At 67.5% G+C, this 16,887-nt stretch carries 14 protein-coding genes; 5 read left to right on the top strand and 9 right to left on the bottom strand.

Going from position 1 to position 16,887, the window contains the following annotated elements:
- Window positions 1–57 precede the first annotated feature (57 nt).
- The 5 genes from glnD to dapE all read left to right on the top strand — a co-directional run bounded on the left by glnD (window position 58) and on the right by dapE (window position 6,492).
- Window positions 58–2,691, top strand: coding sequence for a [protein-PII] uridylyltransferase (gene glnD, locus UU9_RS01460; RefSeq protein ID WP_007079933.1), 2,634 nt, complete (start codon window positions 58–60; stop codon window positions 2,689–2,691).
- 85 nt (window positions 2,692–2,776) lie between these two features.
- Complete coding sequence (gene dapD / locus UU9_RS01455; RefSeq protein WP_007079932.1) at window positions 2,777–3,601, top strand: 2,3,4,5-tetrahydropyridine-2,6-dicarboxylate N-succinyltransferase; 825 nt, start codon at window positions 2,777–2,779, stop codon at window positions 3,599–3,601.
- 107 nt (window positions 3,602–3,708) lie between these two features.
- The gene (locus UU9_RS01450) at window positions 3,709–4,068 is read left to right on the top strand and encodes an arsenate reductase (RefSeq protein WP_007079931.1); all 360 of its coding nucleotides are present in this window, start codon (window positions 3,709–3,711) and stop codon (window positions 4,066–4,068) included.
- A 162-nt stretch (window positions 4,069–4,230) separates the two neighbouring features.
- A complete protein-coding gene (locus UU9_RS01445) occupies window positions 4,231–5,295 on the top strand; it encodes a VIT1/CCC1 transporter family protein (protein ID WP_007079930.1) in 1,065 nt (354 codons plus the stop codon).
- A gap of 66 nt (window positions 5,296–5,361) precedes the next feature.
- Window positions 5,362–6,492, top strand: coding sequence for a succinyl-diaminopimelate desuccinylase (gene dapE / locus UU9_RS01440; RefSeq protein WP_007079929.1), 1,131 nt, complete (start codon window positions 5,362–5,364; stop codon window positions 6,490–6,492).
- Window positions 6,493–6,512: 20 nt separating this feature from the next.
- Here the strand turns inward: dapE and tatA are convergent, their stop codons facing one another.
- Genes tatA through UU9_RS01395 form a run of 9 tightly spaced genes read right to left on the bottom strand, consistent with a single transcriptional unit; the run spans window position 6,513 to window position 16,802 of the window.
- Window positions 6,513–6,704 (bottom strand): twin-arginine translocase TatA/TatE family subunit, encoded by a 192-nt coding sequence (gene tatA / locus UU9_RS01435; RefSeq protein ID WP_007079928.1) that lies wholly within the window; start codon window positions 6,702–6,704, stop codon window positions 6,513–6,515.
- Window positions 6,705–6,719: 15 nt separating this feature from the next.
- Window positions 6,720–7,346 carry a nitrous oxide reductase accessory protein NosL gene (locus tag UU9_RS01430; protein ID WP_237710193.1) on the bottom strand — a complete coding sequence of 209 codons (627 nt, stop codon included), beginning with the start codon at window positions 7,344–7,346 and terminating at the stop codon, window positions 6,720–6,722.
- 26 nt (window positions 7,347–7,372) lie between these two features.
- Window positions 7,373–8,206 carry an ABC transporter permease gene (locus UU9_RS01425; protein WP_007079926.1) on the bottom strand — a complete coding sequence of 278 codons (834 nt, stop codon included), beginning with the start codon at window positions 8,204–8,206 and terminating at the stop codon, window positions 7,373–7,375.
- Window positions 8,203–9,132, bottom strand: a complete 930-nt coding sequence (locus UU9_RS01420; RefSeq protein WP_007079925.1) for an ABC transporter ATP-binding protein — start codon at window positions 9,130–9,132, stop codon at window positions 8,203–8,205. Before UU9_RS01420 ends, UU9_RS01425 begins: the two co-directional genes overlap by 4 nt.
- Complete coding sequence (locus tag UU9_RS01415; RefSeq protein WP_007079924.1) at window positions 9,129–10,391, bottom strand: nitrous oxide reductase family maturation protein NosD; 1,263 nt, start codon at window positions 10,389–10,391, stop codon at window positions 9,129–9,131. Before UU9_RS01415 ends, UU9_RS01420 begins: the two co-directional genes overlap by 4 nt.
- A 54-nt stretch (window positions 10,392–10,445) precedes the next feature.
- Window positions 10,446–12,389 (bottom strand): TAT-dependent nitrous-oxide reductase, encoded by a 1,944-nt coding sequence (gene nosZ, locus UU9_RS01410; RefSeq protein WP_007079923.1) that lies wholly within the window; start codon window positions 12,387–12,389, stop codon window positions 10,446–10,448.
- A gap of 35 nt (window positions 12,390–12,424) precedes the next feature.
- Window positions 12,425–14,611, bottom strand: a complete 2,187-nt coding sequence (locus UU9_RS01405) for a NosR/NirI family protein (RefSeq protein ID WP_007079922.1) — start codon at window positions 14,609–14,611, stop codon at window positions 12,425–12,427.
- Complete coding sequence (locus UU9_RS01400) at window positions 14,611–15,678, bottom strand: FAD:protein FMN transferase (RefSeq protein ID WP_007079921.1); 1,068 nt, start codon at window positions 15,676–15,678, stop codon at window positions 14,611–14,613. Before UU9_RS01400 ends, UU9_RS01405 begins: the two co-directional genes overlap by 1 nt.
- 47 nt (window positions 15,679–15,725) lie before the next feature.
- On the bottom strand, window positions 15,726–16,802 hold the full coding sequence (locus UU9_RS01395) for an NAD(P)/FAD-dependent oxidoreductase (protein ID WP_007079920.1): 1,077 nt from the start codon (window positions 16,800–16,802) through the stop codon (window positions 15,726–15,728).
- Between the last annotated feature and the right edge of the window lie 85 nt (window positions 16,803–16,887).

Below are 16,887 nucleotides of genomic sequence, written 5' to 3'. Positions count from 1 at the left end.
GTGCCCGATGTAGCGTGGCAGACTGGTGACCTTTCTCCGTCGCCCCGGATCCCGCCGATGAGTGTTGTGCTTCCCCCGTTGCCGCGCCTGCCCGTGGCGGTGCCGCGCTCGGGCGTTTCCAGCGATGCCCGCCGTGCCTTGCGGCAGTTGCTGGGCGATGTGGATCGCGGCCTCACGGTGGCTTTCCGCGACGGTGCCGACGCCAGCGTGCTGGCGCGCCGGCGCAGCGAATCGGTGGATCGCATGGTGGCCCACGTATGGACGGCCTGCCTGGGCGAGGTCGACAACGCGGCGCTGTTCGCCGTGGGCGGCTACGGCCGCGGCTTGCTGTTTCCGTATTCGGATGTGGACCTGCTGGCGCTGGTCGACGCACCCTCGCCAGCGCGGCTGCGCGCGCTGGAGCAGTTCTTCGCCACGCTGTGGGACATCGGCCTGAAAGTGGGCCACGCCGTGCGCGAGCTGTCGCAATGCCGCGAGCTGGCGTCGAGCGATGCCACGGTATTCACCAGCCTGCTGGATGCGCGAAGGCTGGTGGGTGACCCCGCCTTCGACGCCACGCTGCGCACCATCATCGACGACCCGCAGTTGTGGCCCCCGGCGGATTACCTGGCCGCGCGCCTGGCCGAGCGCGACGCCCGCCATGCGCGCTACGACGACACCGCCTACAACCTGGAGCCCAACATCAAGGACGGCCCCGGCGGCCTGCGCACGCTCGATTCGCTGCGCTGGCTGGGCCGCCGGCTGGTGCATGCGGGCGGGTTCGAGGACATGCAGGTCGAAGGTCTGCTCGATCCGGCCGAGCGCACCAGCCTGTGCGAGGCGGAGACCACGCTGCGTCGCTACCGCTACGCGCTGCATCTGGAAGCGGGGCGGCCCGAGGAACGGCTGCTGTTCGACTACCAGCGCGCGCTGGCGGCGCGATTGGGGTTCGAGGACGAGCACGAGAAAAACCTGGGCGTGGAGCAATTCATGCAGGGCTACTACCGCGCCGCCAGCCAGGTGGAGCGGCTGGGGGTGCAGGTGGCCGAACGTTTCGTGGAAATGCTGGAGCCGGCCGGCGACGAAGAACCCGTCGGTGCGGACTTCGTGCGTTATGGCCGGCGCCTGGCGGCGCGCGATCCCGAGCTTTTCATGCGTCGGCCGGCGGCCCTGATCGAGATTTTCATCGCGCGGCTGGATCTGCCCGGCGTGGTCGGTTTCAGCGCCGACAGCATGCGCCGCATCCACCGCGCCACCGCCGTGCACGAAGCGATGCTCGCCACCGATCCCGACGCGCTGGCCGCGTTCCTGCGTCTGCTGCGCCGGGGCGCGCCGGCGGTGGACGCGCTGTGGCGGATGAACCGGCACGGCCTGCTGGCGGCGATCCTGCCCGCGTTCGGCAAGGTCTTCGGCCGCATGCAGTACGACCTGTTCCACGTCTACACCGTCGACGAGCACACGCTGCGCGTGCTGCGCAACATGGCGCGCTTCGCCGACCCCGCCGCGAAGCGTGATTTCGCGCTGGGCTGCGAGATCTGGGCCGACATGCCCAAGCCGGAAATCATGTTGCTGTCCGCGCTGCTGCACGACATCGCCAAGGGTCGCGGCGGCGATCATTCGGTATTGGGCGAGGAAGAGGCGCGCGCCTTCTGCACGCGGCTGGGACTTTCGCGCGGCGACGTCGAACGCGTGGCCTGGCTGGTGCGCTGGCATCTGCTGATGAGCACCACCGCCCAGCGACAGGACATTACCGACCCCGACGTGGTGCAGCGTTTTGCCGAAAAGGTGGAGAACCGCGAACGGCTGGGCCAGTTGTACCTGCTCACCGTGGCCGACGTGATCGGCACCAGCCCGCGGCTGTGGAACGCATGGAAGGATCGCCTGCTGGCCGACCTCTACCATGCCACCCGCTACGCCATGAGCCGCGACGTGGACCTGCCGCGCGATGCCGGCGAACGGGTGCAGGAATGCGCGGAGTATGCGCTGGCGCTGCTGATGGACCAGGGCGTGGCCGAAGCGGACGTGGAACGCATCTGGGCGGACTTCCCGCAGCTCAGCTTCCTGCGCCACCGGCCCGAGCAGATCGCGTGGCAGACGGCGGCCATCCTGCGTGCCGGCGGCGTGATGCCGCTGGTGGCCGTGCACCCGATGTCGGTGCGCGGCAGTACCGAATTGTTCGTCTGCACGCCCGACCGCGACGGCCTGTTCGCTTCCGTCACCGCGATGCTCGACCGGCTGCGTTTCTCGGTGATGGAAGCGCGCATCCTCAGCTCGCCCAAGGGCATGGCGATGGATACCTTCCTGTTGCTGGAGGCGGACAGCCAGCAGCCGGCCAACACCGTGCGCGCCGAGGAGCTGCAGCAGCGCCTGCAACGTGCGTTGACCCTGTCGACCGGCGTGCAGCCCAGCAAGCGCAGTATGTCGCGCCATCAGCGGCACTTCCAGACGGCGCCAAAGATCAGCTTCGACGATGCGGGCGACCGTACCCAGCTGGCGCTGGTCGGCACCGACCGTCCCGGCCTGCTGGCGGCGGTGGCGCAGGTGATCCTGGATGCCGGCGCGCGGGTGCATGACGCGCGCATCGCTACCTTCGGCGAGCGCGTCGAGGACTTCTTCCTGCTCAGCGACCGCCACAACGCACCACTCGGCCCGGCGCTGCGCGACCGCCTGCTGCACGCGTTGCTGGAACGCATCGGGCCGTCCAAAGACTGAGTTCCTGTAACCTTGGCAGTCCGATCGCGCGGCCGTGGACAGGCCGCGCGTTTAGCCATCCAGATACGCGAGCGAACCCCAGCCCATGCAAGCCATCGAAACCCTGATCAACGACGCGTTCGAGCGTCGCAATGAACTGACCGCCACCGAGATCGAAAACCAGCTGCGCCCCGCCGTCGAACAGGTCATCGACCTGCTCGAATCGGGCGAGCGCCGCGTGGCCGAGCCGGATGGCCAGGGCGGCTGGACGGTGAACCAGTGGCTCAAGAAAGCCGTGCTGCTGTACTTCCGCATCAACGGCAACCACGTCGTCGATGGTGGCGCGGCGCAGGCCTTCGACAAGGTGCCGCTGCGCTTCGCCCATGGCAATGACGCCGAACTGCAGAACCTGGGCGCCCGCGTGGTGCCCGGCGCGCTGGTGCGCCGCGGCGCGCACATCGCCAAAGACGCCGTGCTGATGCCCAGCTACGTCAACATTGGCGCCCACGTGGGTGCGGGCACGATGGTCGATACCTGGGCCACGGTGGGCTCCTGCGCGCAGATCGGCGCGGGCGTGCACCTGTCCGGCGGCGTCGGCATCGGCGGCGTGCTGGAGCCGTTGCAGGCCGGCCCCACCATCATCGAGGACAACTGCTTCATCGGCGCCCGCTCCGAAGTCGTCGAAGGCTTCGTGGTGGAAAAAGGCAGTGTGATCGGCATGGGCGTGTTCCTGGGCCAGTCCACCCGCATCTACAACCGCGCCACCGGCGAAACCAGCTACGGCCGCGTGCCCGCCGGCAGCGTGGTGGTCGCCGGCAATCTTCCCGCCAAGGACGGCAGCCACAGCCTCTACGCCGCCATCATCGTGAAGCAGGTGGACGAGAAAACCCGCAGCAAGACCGGCATCAACGAGCTGCTGCGCGCGCTGTAGCAAAATTCTCCGGGGATGGGTGGGAGCGACTTCAGTCGCGATGCTTCTGCTCTGAAACCTCCAAGGCAAGAGCATCGCGGCTGAAGCCGCTCCTACAGGAATTGCGCGTGACCGAACCGACGCTTTACGGCCTTCCCAACTGCGATACCTGCAAGAAGGCCCGCAACTGGCTGGCCCGCTTCGACGTGGCCCACGACTTCATCGACTACCGCGCCAACCCGGTGCCGGCAGCCACGTTGAAAGCGTGGGCGGCGCAGCTCGGTGGCTGGGAAAAGCTGGTCAACAAATCGTCCACCACCTGGCGCAACCTGCTGCCGCAGCGCAAGAACCCCGGCAGCGATCCGGAGTGGACCTTGCTGCTGAAGGAATACCCCGCGCTGATCCGCCGCCCCGTGGTCGTGCAAGCCGACGGCGCGGTCAGCGTGGGCTTCAGCGACAACGGCTTCAAGAAGCTGTTTGGTCGCTGAGAGGTTGTGATTTTCTCAACCTCGAAGCCCGGCCACGATGGCCGGGCGCGGATCGATCACGCAAGTGATGGGTCCGCGTGAGCGCTTCCGGGCCTGTGCCGGAAGCGCGATAGAGGAAAACCACAGGAAGTGGTTTTCCTCACAAACTCTGAGTCCACGGATATGAGCACCCACCGGGTCCGGCGCTATCGCAACAATCTGCGCATCGAGCGCGACAACGCCGCGCTGTATGGACGGCTGGCCGAGCTGGCCACCGACGCCAGGCTGGCGCGGGCGTATCGACGCATTGCCAAGGGCGAAACCGTCAACGCCGGTTTCTGGGAGGCGCGCCTGCGCGAGCTTGGCGAAACGGTGCCCCCGGCGCGCGTCGGCTTGCGTGTTCGCGCCCTGAGCGCGTTCGCGCGTCGCTTCGGCACCGAGTTCGTGATGCCCACCGTGGTGCGGCTGGAACATGCCGACCACGAATCCACGCCGGTGGACCGCAACCGTCATCGCGATCATTTCATTCCGCGGGACGAGCACGGCGTGCATGGCCGGCGCGACCGGCCGCAAAGCGGCAACACGTTGCGCGCGGCGGTGCTGGGCGCCAACGACGGATTGGTCTCGAACGTCAGCCTGGTGATGGGCATGGCCGGCGCGGCGTCCGGCGATCGCGCCGTGTTGCTGGCGGGCCTGGCGGGCCTGGTCGCCGGTGCCTGTTCGATGGCGCTGGGCGAATGGCTTTCGGTCAACAGCTCGCGCGAGTTCTACCAGGCGCAGATCACCGAGCGCGCCGAGCGGCTGGCGGTGGCGCCGGAAGACGGCTTGCGCCACATCACCGGCATCTATCGGGAGAAAGGGCTCGACCCCGCCGCCGCCGCGCATCTGGCCGGCCACGTCACCGAAACCCCGCGCGCGGCGCTGGACATGCTGGTGCGCGAGGACCTTGGCATCGACCCCAGTGAACTGGGTGGCTCGGCCTGGGGCGCTGCCATTTCATCGTTCTGCCTGTTCGCCTGTGGTGCGCTGTTTCCGGTGGCGCCGTACTTTTTCCTGGGCGGCCAGGCCGCGCTGCTTGCCAGCGCCTGCTCCACGGCCGCCGGGCTTGCCCTGATCGGTATCGGCACCTCGCTGTTCACCGGGCGCAGCATGCTGTTTTCGATCGCACGCCAGTTCGCGATCACCGCCGCCGCCGCCGCAGTCACCTATGCGGTGGGGCATGTGTTGGGCGTGGTGGTGGCCGGCTGAGGCAACGTCGAGTCGCACGCTTGATATGCTGCGATTTCCTTTTTCCCGCTGCCTCTGCGAGAGCGCATGTCCGCCGTATTCGATCTCACCTGTGATTTGATCCGCCGCCGCTCGGTCACGCCCGACGACGCCGGCTGCCTGCCATTGATTGCCGAGCGCCTTGAGCGCGTGGGCTTCCGCATCGAGCACCTGCGTTACGGCGACGTCGACAATCTGTGGGCCACCCACGGCAATGCCGGCCCCACGCTGGCCTTCCTGGGTCATACCGACGTGGTGCCCAGCGGGCCGGAGGATGCCTGGCAGAGCCCGCCGTTCGAGCCATCCATTCGGGATGGACGTCTATACGGCCGTGGCGCCGCCGACATGAAAGGCTCGGTGGCGGCGATGGTGGTGGCGCTGGAGCAGTTCGTGGCGGCTCATCCGCAGCATCGCGGGCGGGTGGGTTTGTTGCTCACCAGTGACGAGGAAGGCGTGGCGATCGACGGTGTGCGCAAGGTGGTCGAGCATTTCCGTGCCGTGGGCGAGAAGATCGACTGGTGCGTGGTGGGCGAGCCGTCCGCGAAGGAAAAGCTGGGTGACCTGATCCGTGTCGGTCGTCGCGGCTCGCTGTCGGCCACGCTCACCGTGCGCGGCGTGCAAGGCCACGTGGCCTATCCGGAAAAGGCGCTGAACCCGATCCACGCACTGGCACCGGCACTGGCCGAGCTGACCGCCGAGCGCTGGGACGAAGGCAATGCGGATTTCCCGCCCACCTCGATGCAGGTGTCCAACATCAACGCCGGCACCGGCGCCAACAACGTCATCCCCGGCACGCTCGCGGCGCTGTTCAACTTCCGCTACAGCACGGCCAGCCGCGCCGACGACCTGCGCGCGCGCAGCGAGGCGATCCTTCGCCGCCACGGCGTGGATTTCCACATCGACTGGCATCTCTCCGGCGAGCCGTTCCTTACCCCGCCAGGCGGTCAGCTGCGTGAAACCGTGGTGGCCGTGTGCCGCGAGCTGTGCGGTATCGACCCGGAACAGAGCACCGGCGGTGGCACCTCGGATGGCCGCTTCATCGCGCCGCTGGGCGCCGAAGTGGTGGAACTCGGCCCGGTCAACGCCACCATCCACCAGGTGGACGAGTGCGTGGATATGGTGGAACTCGACCAGCTGCCGTCGCTGTATCGCACGGTGTGCGAGCGGTTGTTGGGTTGACCATTTAAGGCGCGCCGTCGTCAGCGCGGGTCGTTCGATGACGTGGCTTGTTCCGCGGCATCGTCCGACGTGTCGCTCTTGAGTCCCTTGCGGAAACCGGCGATGGCGCCGCCGAGGTCGCGGCCGGTGTTGCGCAGCTTGCCAGTGCCGAACAACAGCAGCACCAGTACCAGCAGCACGATCCAGTGCGAAAAACTGTTCAATCCGAGCATGTTCGAAGCTTCCCGTTATGGATGGTCGTGTGAATGCGCCTGCGGAATCGCGGGTCGCTTGTGGCCCAGCAGGCCCAGCGATCGTGTGGACGGTGCGAGACATTGCAGCGTGCCGAGATTCGCGGCGACCTGGACCGGGCAGCGGTAGTCCAGCCTGGCCACCAGCGCGGGCGTGATTTCGCTGAAGCCGAGCACGGCGCCGCCGTGTTCGGCCTTGAACGCTTCCGCCGCCGCAAGGTTGGCGAAGGGCGCCAGGGTCGGTCCCATCGAACCGGGCAGCGGCTGCCAGGCCACGTAGGAGGCGCTGCGCGCGTCGATGAAACTGACGGCGGCGTGGGCGGGTTGTTGCCAGTCGATGCGCGCGCTGTCCTGCACGAACAGTTCCTGCAGCGAAGCCTGATTTTCCGGTTGCAGCACGTAGGCGAAAAAGTCGCGGGTGGAATCGAACACCAGCGGTTTGGCGCGACCGCTGACCCAAGCCTCCGCGCGCGGGCCGGGCGAACCGTCCAGGTACATGCCGCACACTGCGCAGGCATCTTCCGGGTGGGTGTCGACGGCGTGGTGTGGGGGTGCGGGCTTGCCGCCGCAACCAGCGAACAGGGCCAGTGCCAGCATGAAGGCGGCACGACGCAAAGTGGTCATCGGCGAGCAGAGCATCCGTTGGTTCCTCAGATTTCCTTGCGCCGGAACGCGAGCATCGCCCACGCGAACGGCGCCAGGGCCCAAACCAGCAACAACGCGTAAAGCAGGGTTGGCGAATAGGTGTGGTGGGCGGTCATGCCGGTCAGCAGGTCGTTGCCGGCGCCGTCGCCCAGCGTGGTGAGGTTGACCAACCGGAACACGTCGACCGGGTTGAGCAGCAACAGGTACGGATACACCGCGCGCTCGAGCGGGTTGCCGCCGCTGATCACCAGCAGCGCCAGCAGCGCCAGGTCGAACAGCACTACACTGACCAGCCAGCCGATCAGCGCCAGTCCGGCGGCGCGGGATTTGTCGGTCGTCTGCACGCTGATCAGGCATGCCAGCCCGACGAAGCAGGCACCGAGCAGCGAGGCGCTGAAGATGAAGCGGCCGATCTGCAACCAGGCCTGCATCATCTGCTCTGGCGGCTGCATCCACTGCATGATCGCCACCGCCAGGCCGAAGCCGGCCAGCGTGGCCGCGGCCAGCGCACCGCAATGGCCGAGGAATTTGCCGGCCACCAGTTGGCCGCGCGCCAACGGGTAACTGAGCATCAGCAGCAAGGTGCCGTCGTCGCGCTCGCCGACAATGCTGTCGTAGGCAATCAGCAGGCCGATCAACGGGATCACGAAGGCGCCCAGCGTGGTCAGGCTGGCCAGCGTGGCGTCGAAGGAGGTGAAGCCCACGCGCCCGGCCGCCGCACTGCCGAACCAGGCGATGCCCAGCGCCAGCAGCGCGAACAGGATGGTCAGCGCGATCGTCCAACGGTTGCGGAAGTCGTCGCGAAATTCCTTGGCGGCGACGGTGAGGATCGGGTTCATGCGGGCACCTCCGTCGTGGATGGCGGACCGGCGCCGAGCCAGTCGTAGAGTTGCGCCAAGGTCGGTTCGCGCACGTCGAGATCGACAACGGCCGGGTCGGCCAGCAGTTCGCGCAGCACGCGCAATTTGCTGGCGCGTGGCACCTGCAGTTCCAGCCGGCCGTCAGGACGCGTTTGCGTCAGGAGGCCGCCCATTTCGAGGCGCGCGATCAGTTCGGACATTGCCGGTTCGCGCGGCCGCAACAACACCTGCGCTGGCAGCGCGGCCTGCTCGCCCAGTGCATGCAGGCTGCCGGCGGCGAGCAACTTGCCCTGGCGCAGGATCAGCGCGCCGTCGATGTGCGGTTCCAGCTCGGCCAGCAGGTGCGAGGAGACCAGCACGCAGCGGCCATCCGCGCGCAGCTCGCCGACGATGCGATACAGCTCGCGGGTGGCCTGCGGGTCCAGGCCGGTGGTCGGTTCGTCCAGCAGCACCAGTTCCGGCGAACCCAGCAATGCCTGCGCCAAACCCAGACGCTGGCGCATGCCCTTCGAATACGTGCCGATGCGTCGGTCGGCGGCGTGCGCCAGGCCAACGCGTTCGAGCAGCGTGGTTACCTGCGTGCGTGACGCCTGCTTCAGCCGCGCCAGGTAGTCGAGCAGTTCGCGACCGGTGAGACTGGCGTAGAACGTCGCGCTCTCGGGCAGGTAGCCGATGCGCCGGCGCAAGGCATGCGCGCGCCACGGCGACTGCCCGAGCACTTCAATGCGACCGCCACTGGGTGCGATCAGGCCGAGGATCAGCTTGATCAAGGTGGACTTGCCCGCGCCGTTGTGACCGAGCAGGCCGATCACCTGGCCGTGCGGCACGCGGGCATCGATGCCGTCGAGTGCGGCCAGTTCGCCGTAGCGCTTGGCCAGCGCGTGGCATTCGATCGGATGGTTCATGGCATGGCCCGGGAAGCTTTCATCAGCGGATGGCTGTCCTGCACCGAGGGCGGTGTGAACACGGGGAAGGCGCGCTGCACGTAGCGCATCAGCAGCACCGCCGGGCTGGACATCAGGTTGCGCGCGGACGGGTATTTCCACAGCAGCACGTCGACGCCGTCGTTGGGGCGGAACGGGATGTCGCCGATGCCGTCGGCGTCCAGGTCCCAGCCCAGGTAGTCGCTCCAGAAATTGCCGCGGCCGCGCTCGGACCATTCCTGCGCCAGGTTCTGCACGTATTTCACCTGGATGCGGTTGTCCTCGAAGTGGTTGCCCCACAGACGGTTGTTCTCCGAACCTGCGGTCATGTGGATGCCGATTTGCGAGTCGGCGACGAGGTTGTCGTGGAAGGTGTTGAACTGCGACAGGTAGACGAACAGCCCCTTGCCCTCGGTGCCCTCGATGGTGCCGCCGGCGTCGTCGCTCTGGCCCTTGATGCGATGCACACGGTTGCCGGCGATCTCGCTGTGCGCGATGTAGTTGAGCAGGAAGCCGTAGGAGCTCTCGTCGGCGGAGCTGTTGCCGATTACCCGGAGGTGGTGCGAGGACATCAGCGCATAGCCGGCGAGGTTGCCGCGGCTGACGTTGTCCTGCAGCAGGTTGTATTGCGAATACATGTAGTGGACGCCGTAGCGCACGTCGTGCACCACGTTGCGGGTGATGGTGTTGTGCGAGCTTACGTAGACGTAGATGCCGTCGCGCGAGCCGGCGATGTCGTTGCCTTCGATGGTGCAGCCGGTGTCGTTCCACAGATGGATGCCGTCGCCGCGGTCGGCCACGCGCAGCTCGCGCATGCCGCGGATCACGTTGCGCTCCACCCTTACGTTGGCGGCGCCGTCGAGGTAGACGCCGAACAGGCTGTCCTCGATGCGGTTGCCGCTGATGACCACGTCGCGCGCCGTGCGCTCGATGAAGATGCCCGCGTTCATCGCGGTGAGGTCGTTGCCGCTGCGGCGCAGGGTCAGGTCGCGCACGGTGACGTTGGCGGCGGCGATGCGCAGCACGTCACCGGTGCCACCACCGTCGAGGATCGCGCCGGGCTCGCCGATCAGGATGAGCGGCTTGTCCAGCTTCAGATGCACCGCATGCACGCCCGCTGGCACGCTGATCGTGGCGCCGGGGGCCGCCGCGGCCACCAGCTGTTCCAGCGATTCGCGTGCGTGTGCCGGCAGCACCAGCAGCAACAGCAGTGCGATCGTGAGGTAGCGAAATGTCGTCATGGAACCGGAAGATCCGGCCGGGCCACCGCGGGTTGTGCGGCGGCCCGGCACGGCTCAGGCCTCCACCAGCATCCGCCCGCTCATCTCCATGTGCATCGCATGGCAGAAGAACGTGCAGTAGTACCAGAACACCCCCGCCTTGTCGGCGGTGAAGGTGGCCGAGGCGGTGGCGCCGGGGCTGATTTCCATGTTGATGCCGTAGTTGACGATGCAGAAGCCGTGGCTCACGTCCTCCACCGCGTCGATGTTGGTCACCACCACGGTCACCTCGTCGCCCTTCTTCACCTTGAAGCTGCCCAGGCTGAAGATCGGTGCGGCCGAGGTCATGTACACGAACACCTTGCGGCCCTCGCGGATGACCTTGCTGTCGGACAGCACGTTGACGCCGTGCTTCTTCGCCATGGCCACCGTCTCGGCGAAGAACGGATCGTCGCGCTCCCAGCTCTTCTTCACCTTGTCGATCAGCAACCGCCGGTGCAGCAGGATCACGTCGTGCGGCTCGGCGTAGACCGGGCCGTCGGCGACCAGTTTCATGGTCTCGCCGGAGATGTCGATCAGCTGGTCGTTGTCCGGGTGCAGCGGGCCGGTGGGCAGGAAGCGGTCCTTGGAGAACTTGTTCAGCGACACCAGCCATTTGCCGTCGGCATCGTGCGACTCGCCCATCGAGGTGTGGCAGTGGCCGGGCTGGTAGGCCACGTCGATCTTCTGGCGCAGGTAGTTGACCTTCTTGCCGTTGTGGGCGGCGATCGCATCGGCGATGTTCCACTTGGCGATCTGGCTGTCGATGAACAGCGTGGTGTAAGCGTTGCCACGGCCGTCGTAGGCCGTGTGCAAGGGGCCCAGGCCAAGTTCGGGCTCGGCCACCACGGTGTCGCGCGGATCCTTCAGCTTGCCGGCGAAGCAGTCGTCGATGCGGCTCCACTCGATCACGCTGACGGTGGGCGAGAGCTTGCCATTGGCCACCACGTACTTGCCGTCGGGGCTGGCGTTGATGCCGTGCGGGTTCTTCGGGATCGGGATGTACAGCGTCAGCGCCGAGCCGTGGCGGCCATCCAGCACCGGTACCTTCGAATCACCGATGGTCTTGAACTTGCCCTGTTTCACCGCCTCCTCGATGCGCGCGATGTTGAACACCACCGCCCAGTCGCGCTCGGCCTGCATGGTCCCGGGCAGGTCCAGGCCGCCCTCGCTGTTGTAGCAGGTGGAGATGGCGTACTTGCCGGCGTAGTCGGCTTCGGTGTTGTCCAGGTTGCCGTCCACCAGCACCTGCCAGGCCACTTCCATGGTGTCGCCGTCGATGGCGCTGAACATGGTCTGGTATTTCTTCGGGTCCTCCAGGTCGCGCCCGTCGTTCGGTGCCGGGATCATGAACTCGCCATTGGCGAACACGTAACCGGTGCGCGGCGCGCGCTGCACGCGCAGGCCGTGGATCGCCTGCACGTTGGGCACGTCGATGATGCGGTCGGTGCGCATCACGTCGCAGCGGATGCGCGCCACGCGGGTGTGCGCCTTGTCGTTGATGAAGATGTAGCGGCCGTCGTAGTGGCCGTCGGTCTGGCTCATGTGCGGGTGGTGGCAGTCGCCGCCGGGCGGGAAGTTCGGCCCCAGCACGCGCTTGCTCTCGTTGGTGACGCCCCAGCCGATGGTGAAGTCGGGGTTGAACACCGGGATGCGCATCAGCTCGCGCATCGACGGCACGCCGACCAGGCGCACCTCGCCGGATTGGCCGCCGCTCCAGAAGCCGTAGTACTCGTCGAGCTGGCCGGGCGGCACGTGGTCGGAGGCTGCTTCATGTTCGCCGTGCTTGCGCTGGCCCTCGCCATCGTGGCCTGCGGCACCTTCCGCGCCGCCGTGCTCACCCTTGCGGCCGCAGCCGGCCAGCGCCAGTCCCGCCGCACCGGCAAGGCCGGCCAGCGCGCTGTTCTTCATGAAGTTGCGACGGGCGGGGTCGGCGCCTTCCGCGTTCGCTTCGGGTTTGTTCTTCGATTCGTCGTGCATGGCTTCTCATCCGCAGAGGGCAGGTGACGTGGGGATCAGTCGGCGACGGGCGCCGGCTCTCGGGTTTCCGGCGCGTTTGCCGGGTTAATCAGCACGATCGGTGTGGGCAGCGGTCGCGCGGCGCGTTCGCGCTTCTTGCGTTGCTGCACCACCGGCGGGCACTTGTGGTCGTTGACGCGGGTGACTTGGCAATCCAGGCAGTAGTGGCATTCGTTGAAGTCGATGCGGCCATCGGCGTGGATCGCCTTGACCTCGCATTCGTTGGCGCAGACTTGGCAGGGGCTGCCGCACTCCGGCCGTCGGCGCAGCCATTCGAACAAGTGCCAGCGTCCGGACACGGCCAGCCCGGCACCCAGCGGGCACACGTAGCGGCAATAGAACTTGTGGTTGAACGCGGAGACGCCGATCAGCAGCACCGCGTAGAGCACGTAGCTCCACGAGCGCGCGAAGTGCAGCGTGAACGTGGTCTTGAACGGCTCGATCTCGGCGTAGTGCTCGGCCGTGTTGAGCGACTGCAACGACATGCCGAACAGCACCAGCAGGATGACGTACTTCAGCGCCCACAGCCGCTCGTGCACCGCCCGCGGAAATTCGAACTGCGGCACGTGCAGTCGCTTGGCCGCGTTGTTCACCAGCACCTGCAGCGCGCCGAACGGGCACAGCCAGCCGCAGTACACGCCGCGCCCCAGCAGCAGCAGCGTGGCGGCCACGAACACCCACAGGATGAAGATCAGCGGGTCCATCAGGAAGGTTTCCCAATGGAAGCCGTGCAACAGCGACTGGATGAAGGTGAAGATGTTCACCACCGACAACTGCGCCAGCCCGTACCAGCCGATGAACACCAGGGTGTAGATCAGGAAGCCGGTACGCAGGCGTTCAAGCAGCACGGGCCGCGTCACCAGCCAGTCCTGGAACAGCAGGATCAGCGTCAGCACGGTCAGCCCGGCCAGCAGCACGGCGATGTCGATGCGGCGGCCGTACCAGATCTTCTGCCACAGCGCGGCACCCGCCGGCAGCGCGCTGGAGGTGTCGGCGCTGCGCTCCGGCCGCGTGGTGTAGGCGGCCGGCATGCGGTAGTCGCGGGTGAAGGTGTGATAGATGCTCTGCAGCGGACCGACCTGGCGATTCACCAGCAATTGCAGCGTCCATGGCCGGGTCGCGTCGAAGCCACTGCCGCCGTGGCGCACGATGAAGATCGCCTGCTCGGCGAAATCGGGCTTGCCGCGCAGCGGGGTGTCGTTCAACTGCACCAGGTCGGTGTCCTTGAACAGCACCAGCTTGCCGTCCTGCAGCAGGTGCACGCGGTCGAAGATGCCGCCGCGCACGTAGCCCACGCCCTTGAACGAATAGATGCCGTTGGCCATCACCGCGATCGCCGAATCGCCCGGCTTGAGCTGCTTCATCAAGTCGGCATGGGCGCTGGCGCCGAGCAGGTTGCGGCCCACCGTGGGTGGGGTGACGTCGGTGAAGTACAGGTCGATGAAGACATCGCCCTCGTGGCCGGGTGACGGTGCGGTGGGATCATCGACCAGGCCGCTCTGCGGCTGGCCCTCGAAGGCGTCGGTGATCGCCCGGCGCTTGAGCTGCAGGTGGCCGATCGCGCCGTTGCCGGTCAGCGTGTCCCAGTCGGCCGGCTGGTAAAAGTCGGTGCGCACGGCGGCGGCTTCTGCGTCGGTACCGGTCGCGCCGGCAATCAGCTTGCGCGAGGCGGCCACCTTCAGCGCCGAGTTCATGATCGTTTCGTTGACCACCATCGAGGTCACTGTGGCGCTGCTGATCGCGTCGATGCGCACGCTGCCGCTGGCACCGCCGCCGACCACGATCTGGTCGTCCACGCGATGGCCGATGTAGTGCGCCACGAAGTCGTAGAGCTTCTGCACCGGGATGCCGACCAGCAGGATCGGCTCGTGCTGCTCCAGCACGCGCGCATCGCGGATGCTGCCGTCGGTGCCGATCGACACCAGCAGGTTGATCGGCGCGCCCGAGTACGCCGGCACCGGCGCCACCATCACCGTCTCGAACACGTAGCCGATGATCTTGTCGTCCCGGTACACGGCGGCCGCCGGCGGCGTGCCCTCGATGTCGCCGTAGCGGGTGGCCTGCGGGAACACGTCGTGCAGCTGCGGATGTTTCGCGTCGATGCCGGCCAGCGCCACGGGTGCCAGCCACAGCAGGCACAACGCCAGCAGCACGCGGGTGATGAGCGGACGCGGCACGCGCATCACACGCGCTCCGCCGTGCCGGCGATCAGCGGCAGTTCGCGCGAGCGCCAGCGTTGCTCGCCCGTGCGCGAGAACGCCAGCCACTGCTGATCCTGCGCGTCCATCAGCGCGGACAGGCGCGGCAGCTCCAGCGAGAACGCCGCCGTGCTCATGCCGTCGGCCAGCACCGAGCGCTGCGCCATCACGGTAACGCTGGAATAGCTTTGCGGCGACCAGCCGGTGCGCGGGTTGACGATGTGGAACAGCCGCCGGTCGGCGGAGAAGAACACGCGGTAATTGCCCGACGTGGACAGCGCCGCGTTGCGCAGCTGCAGTACCGCCGCCACGCGGCTGACGTCGCGCGGATCGACGATGCCGACGTTCCAGTGCCGCTCGGGGTCGTTGCCGCAGATCGCGTGGATGTCGCCACCGGCGTCGATCAGGCCGTACTCGATGCCGGCGCCGCGCAGCGCGGCGATACCCTGGTCGACCACGTGGCCCTTGGCGATGCCGTCCAGCGTGACGGCCATGCCCGGGCGCAACAGCCGCGCGCCGTGCGCATCGAGCGCGAGGTCGTGGTAGCCGACCAGCGTGTCGCGGCGTTCGGCCACGCGCTGCTCGTGCGCGTCGGTGCTCGCCGTGCCGCGCAGCGTTTCGAAATAGCGCAGCACCGGCAGCACGGTGGGATCGAACGCGCCGTCGGTCAGCAGCGACAGCGACAGCGCCTGGCGCAGCACCGCATCCAGTTGCGCCGGCACCTGCGCCAGCTGGCCGTCGCGGTTGAGCCGCGCCAGCGGGCTGGCGGCATCGAAGCGGGTCAGCTGCGCGGCGGTCGCGGCCATGCGTTCGAACGCCGCCTCGATGGCCACGCCCGCGGCCTTTACGTCGTCGGCCAGGCAGGTCACCGCCACCGAGGTCTGCATCAGCGTTCGCTCGCGCCGCACCTGCCACAGGTTCTGCTTGCGCTTGAGCACCGCCCAGCCGCCACCGGCCAGCAGGCTGCCGGCGATGGCGAGCTGGCCGGCCTGCTTCAGCCAGCACCGGCGTTCGGGCGAGCGCAGGTCGTCGGGAGCGGAGGAGCGGTACATGGGATGTATCCCCGGGAGTGGTTCAAAAGGTGCGTGCGTGGGGCGCGTCAGGCGGCGGTGGCGGCCACGCGTGGCGGTGGCTCGGCCACGCTGTCGCGACTTGCATCGCGCACGCCCAGGCGCCTCTGCAGCGCTGGGCTGGTGGTCGTGTATTGCAGGTTTGCCTTGTCGCCGGGGTGCAGGTAGGCATGCGCGGCGAACGCGCACAGCGCGCTTTCGTGAAAGCCCGACAGGATCAGCTTCTTCTTGCCCGGATAGGTGTTGATGTCACCTACCGCGAAGATGCCGGGTACCGAGGTCTGAAAGGTTGACGGGTTCACCGCCACTTGTTGCCGTTCCATCGCCAGGCCCCACTCGGCGATCGGCCCCAGCGCCGGGTGCAAGCCCCAGAACACCAGCAGGTGCGATGCCTCGATGCGCTGAACCATGCCGCTGCGGGTGCGTACGCGCACCTGTGCCAGTGTGTCGCCGATCGTCTCCACGCCGACGATGTCGCCTTCGCACGACTGCATGCATCCGCCGTCGCACAGTGAACGCATGCGCTCCACGCTGGCCGGCGCCGCGCGGAATGTGGGCGAACGGTGCACCAGCACCACGCTGCGCGCGCGCTCGACCAGGGTCAGCGCCCAGTCCAGCGCCGCGTCGCCACCACCGGCAACCACGATGTCCTGACCGTCGAACAGCGCCGGCTGGGTCACCTTGTAATGCACCGCATGACCTACCAGCGGTGCGGCCTCCGGCAGGTTCAGCGTGCGCGGTGCGAATGCGCCCAGGCCGCCGGCGATGATCACCGCACCCACGTCGAACATGAGCCCGTCACTGGTTTGCAGCCGGAAGCGACCGTCATGCACGCGCTCCAGCGCAGTGACGGTGTGGCCCAGGTGGAACTGCGGCGCGAACGGCCGGATCTGCTGCTGCAGCCGCTCGATCAACTCGCGTCCGCTGCAAACCGGCACGGCCGGGATGTCGTAGATCGGCTTGTCCGGATACAGCTCGATGCATTGACCCCCGGCTTGCGGCATGGAATCGATCACATGCGCGTTCACCCCGAGCAGACCCAGTTCAAAAACCTGGAACAGGCCGACCGGGCCCGCGCCGATGATGATGGTGTCGCAGCTGATCATGGAAGGCATCCGCCTTGTGGACGGTGCGGAGCATGCGCGTACGCAAAGGCGCTTCCTTTGACCTCAGTCAGATTCGCCCCGGTCG

This window comes from Rhodanobacter fulvus Jip2, assembly GCF_000264315.1.
GTDB lineage: Bacteria > Pseudomonadota > Gammaproteobacteria > Xanthomonadales > Rhodanobacteraceae > Rhodanobacter > Rhodanobacter fulvus.
The sequence above is the reverse complement of the archived record's forward strand: the minus strand, read 5'-3'. Positions and strand labels throughout refer to the sequence as shown.

Bases quoted from the DNA above. Each gene is read 5' to 3' on its own strand.
- glnD (WP_007079933.1), top strand. From the start codon at position 58: ATGAGTGTTGTGCTTCCCCCGTTGCCGCGCCTGCCCGTGGCGGTGCCG.
- dapD (WP_007079932.1), top strand. From the start codon at position 2,777: ATGCAAGCCATCGAAACCCTGATCAACGACGCGTTCGAGCGTCGCAAT.
- UU9_RS01445 (WP_007079930.1), top strand. From the start codon at position 4,231: ATGAGCACCCACCGGGTCCGGCGCTATCGCAACAATCTGCGCATCGAG.
- dapE (WP_007079929.1), top strand. From the start codon at position 5,362: ATGTCCGCCGTATTCGATCTCACCTGTGATTTGATCCGCCGCCGCTCG.
- tatA (WP_007079928.1), bottom strand. From the start codon at position 6,704: ATGCTCGGATTGAACAGTTTTTCGCACTGGATCGTGCTGCTGGTACTG.
- UU9_RS01430 (WP_237710193.1), bottom strand. From the start codon at position 7,346: ATGACCACTTTGCGTCGTGCCGCCTTCATGCTGGCACTGGCCCTGTTC.
- UU9_RS01425 (WP_007079926.1), bottom strand. From the start codon at position 8,206: ATGAACCCGATCCTCACCGTCGCCGCCAAGGAATTTCGCGACGACTTC.
- UU9_RS01420 (WP_007079925.1), bottom strand. From the start codon at position 9,132: ATGAACCATCCGATCGAATGCCACGCGCTGGCCAAGCGCTACGGCGAA.
- UU9_RS01415 (WP_007079924.1), bottom strand. From the start codon at position 10,391: ATGACGACATTTCGCTACCTCACGATCGCACTGCTGTTGCTGCTGGTG.
- nosZ (WP_007079923.1), bottom strand. From the start codon at position 12,389: ATGCACGACGAATCGAAGAACAAACCCGAAGCGAACGCGGAAGGCGCC.
- UU9_RS01405 (WP_007079922.1), bottom strand. From the start codon at position 14,611: ATGCGCGTGCCGCGTCCGCTCATCACCCGCGTGCTGCTGGCGTTGTGC.
- UU9_RS01400 (WP_007079921.1), bottom strand. From the start codon at position 15,678: ATGTACCGCTCCTCCGCTCCCGACGACCTGCGCTCGCCCGAACGCCGG.
- UU9_RS01395 (WP_007079920.1), bottom strand. From the start codon at position 16,802: ATGATCAGCTGCGACACCATCATCATCGGCGCGGGCCCGGTCGGCCTG.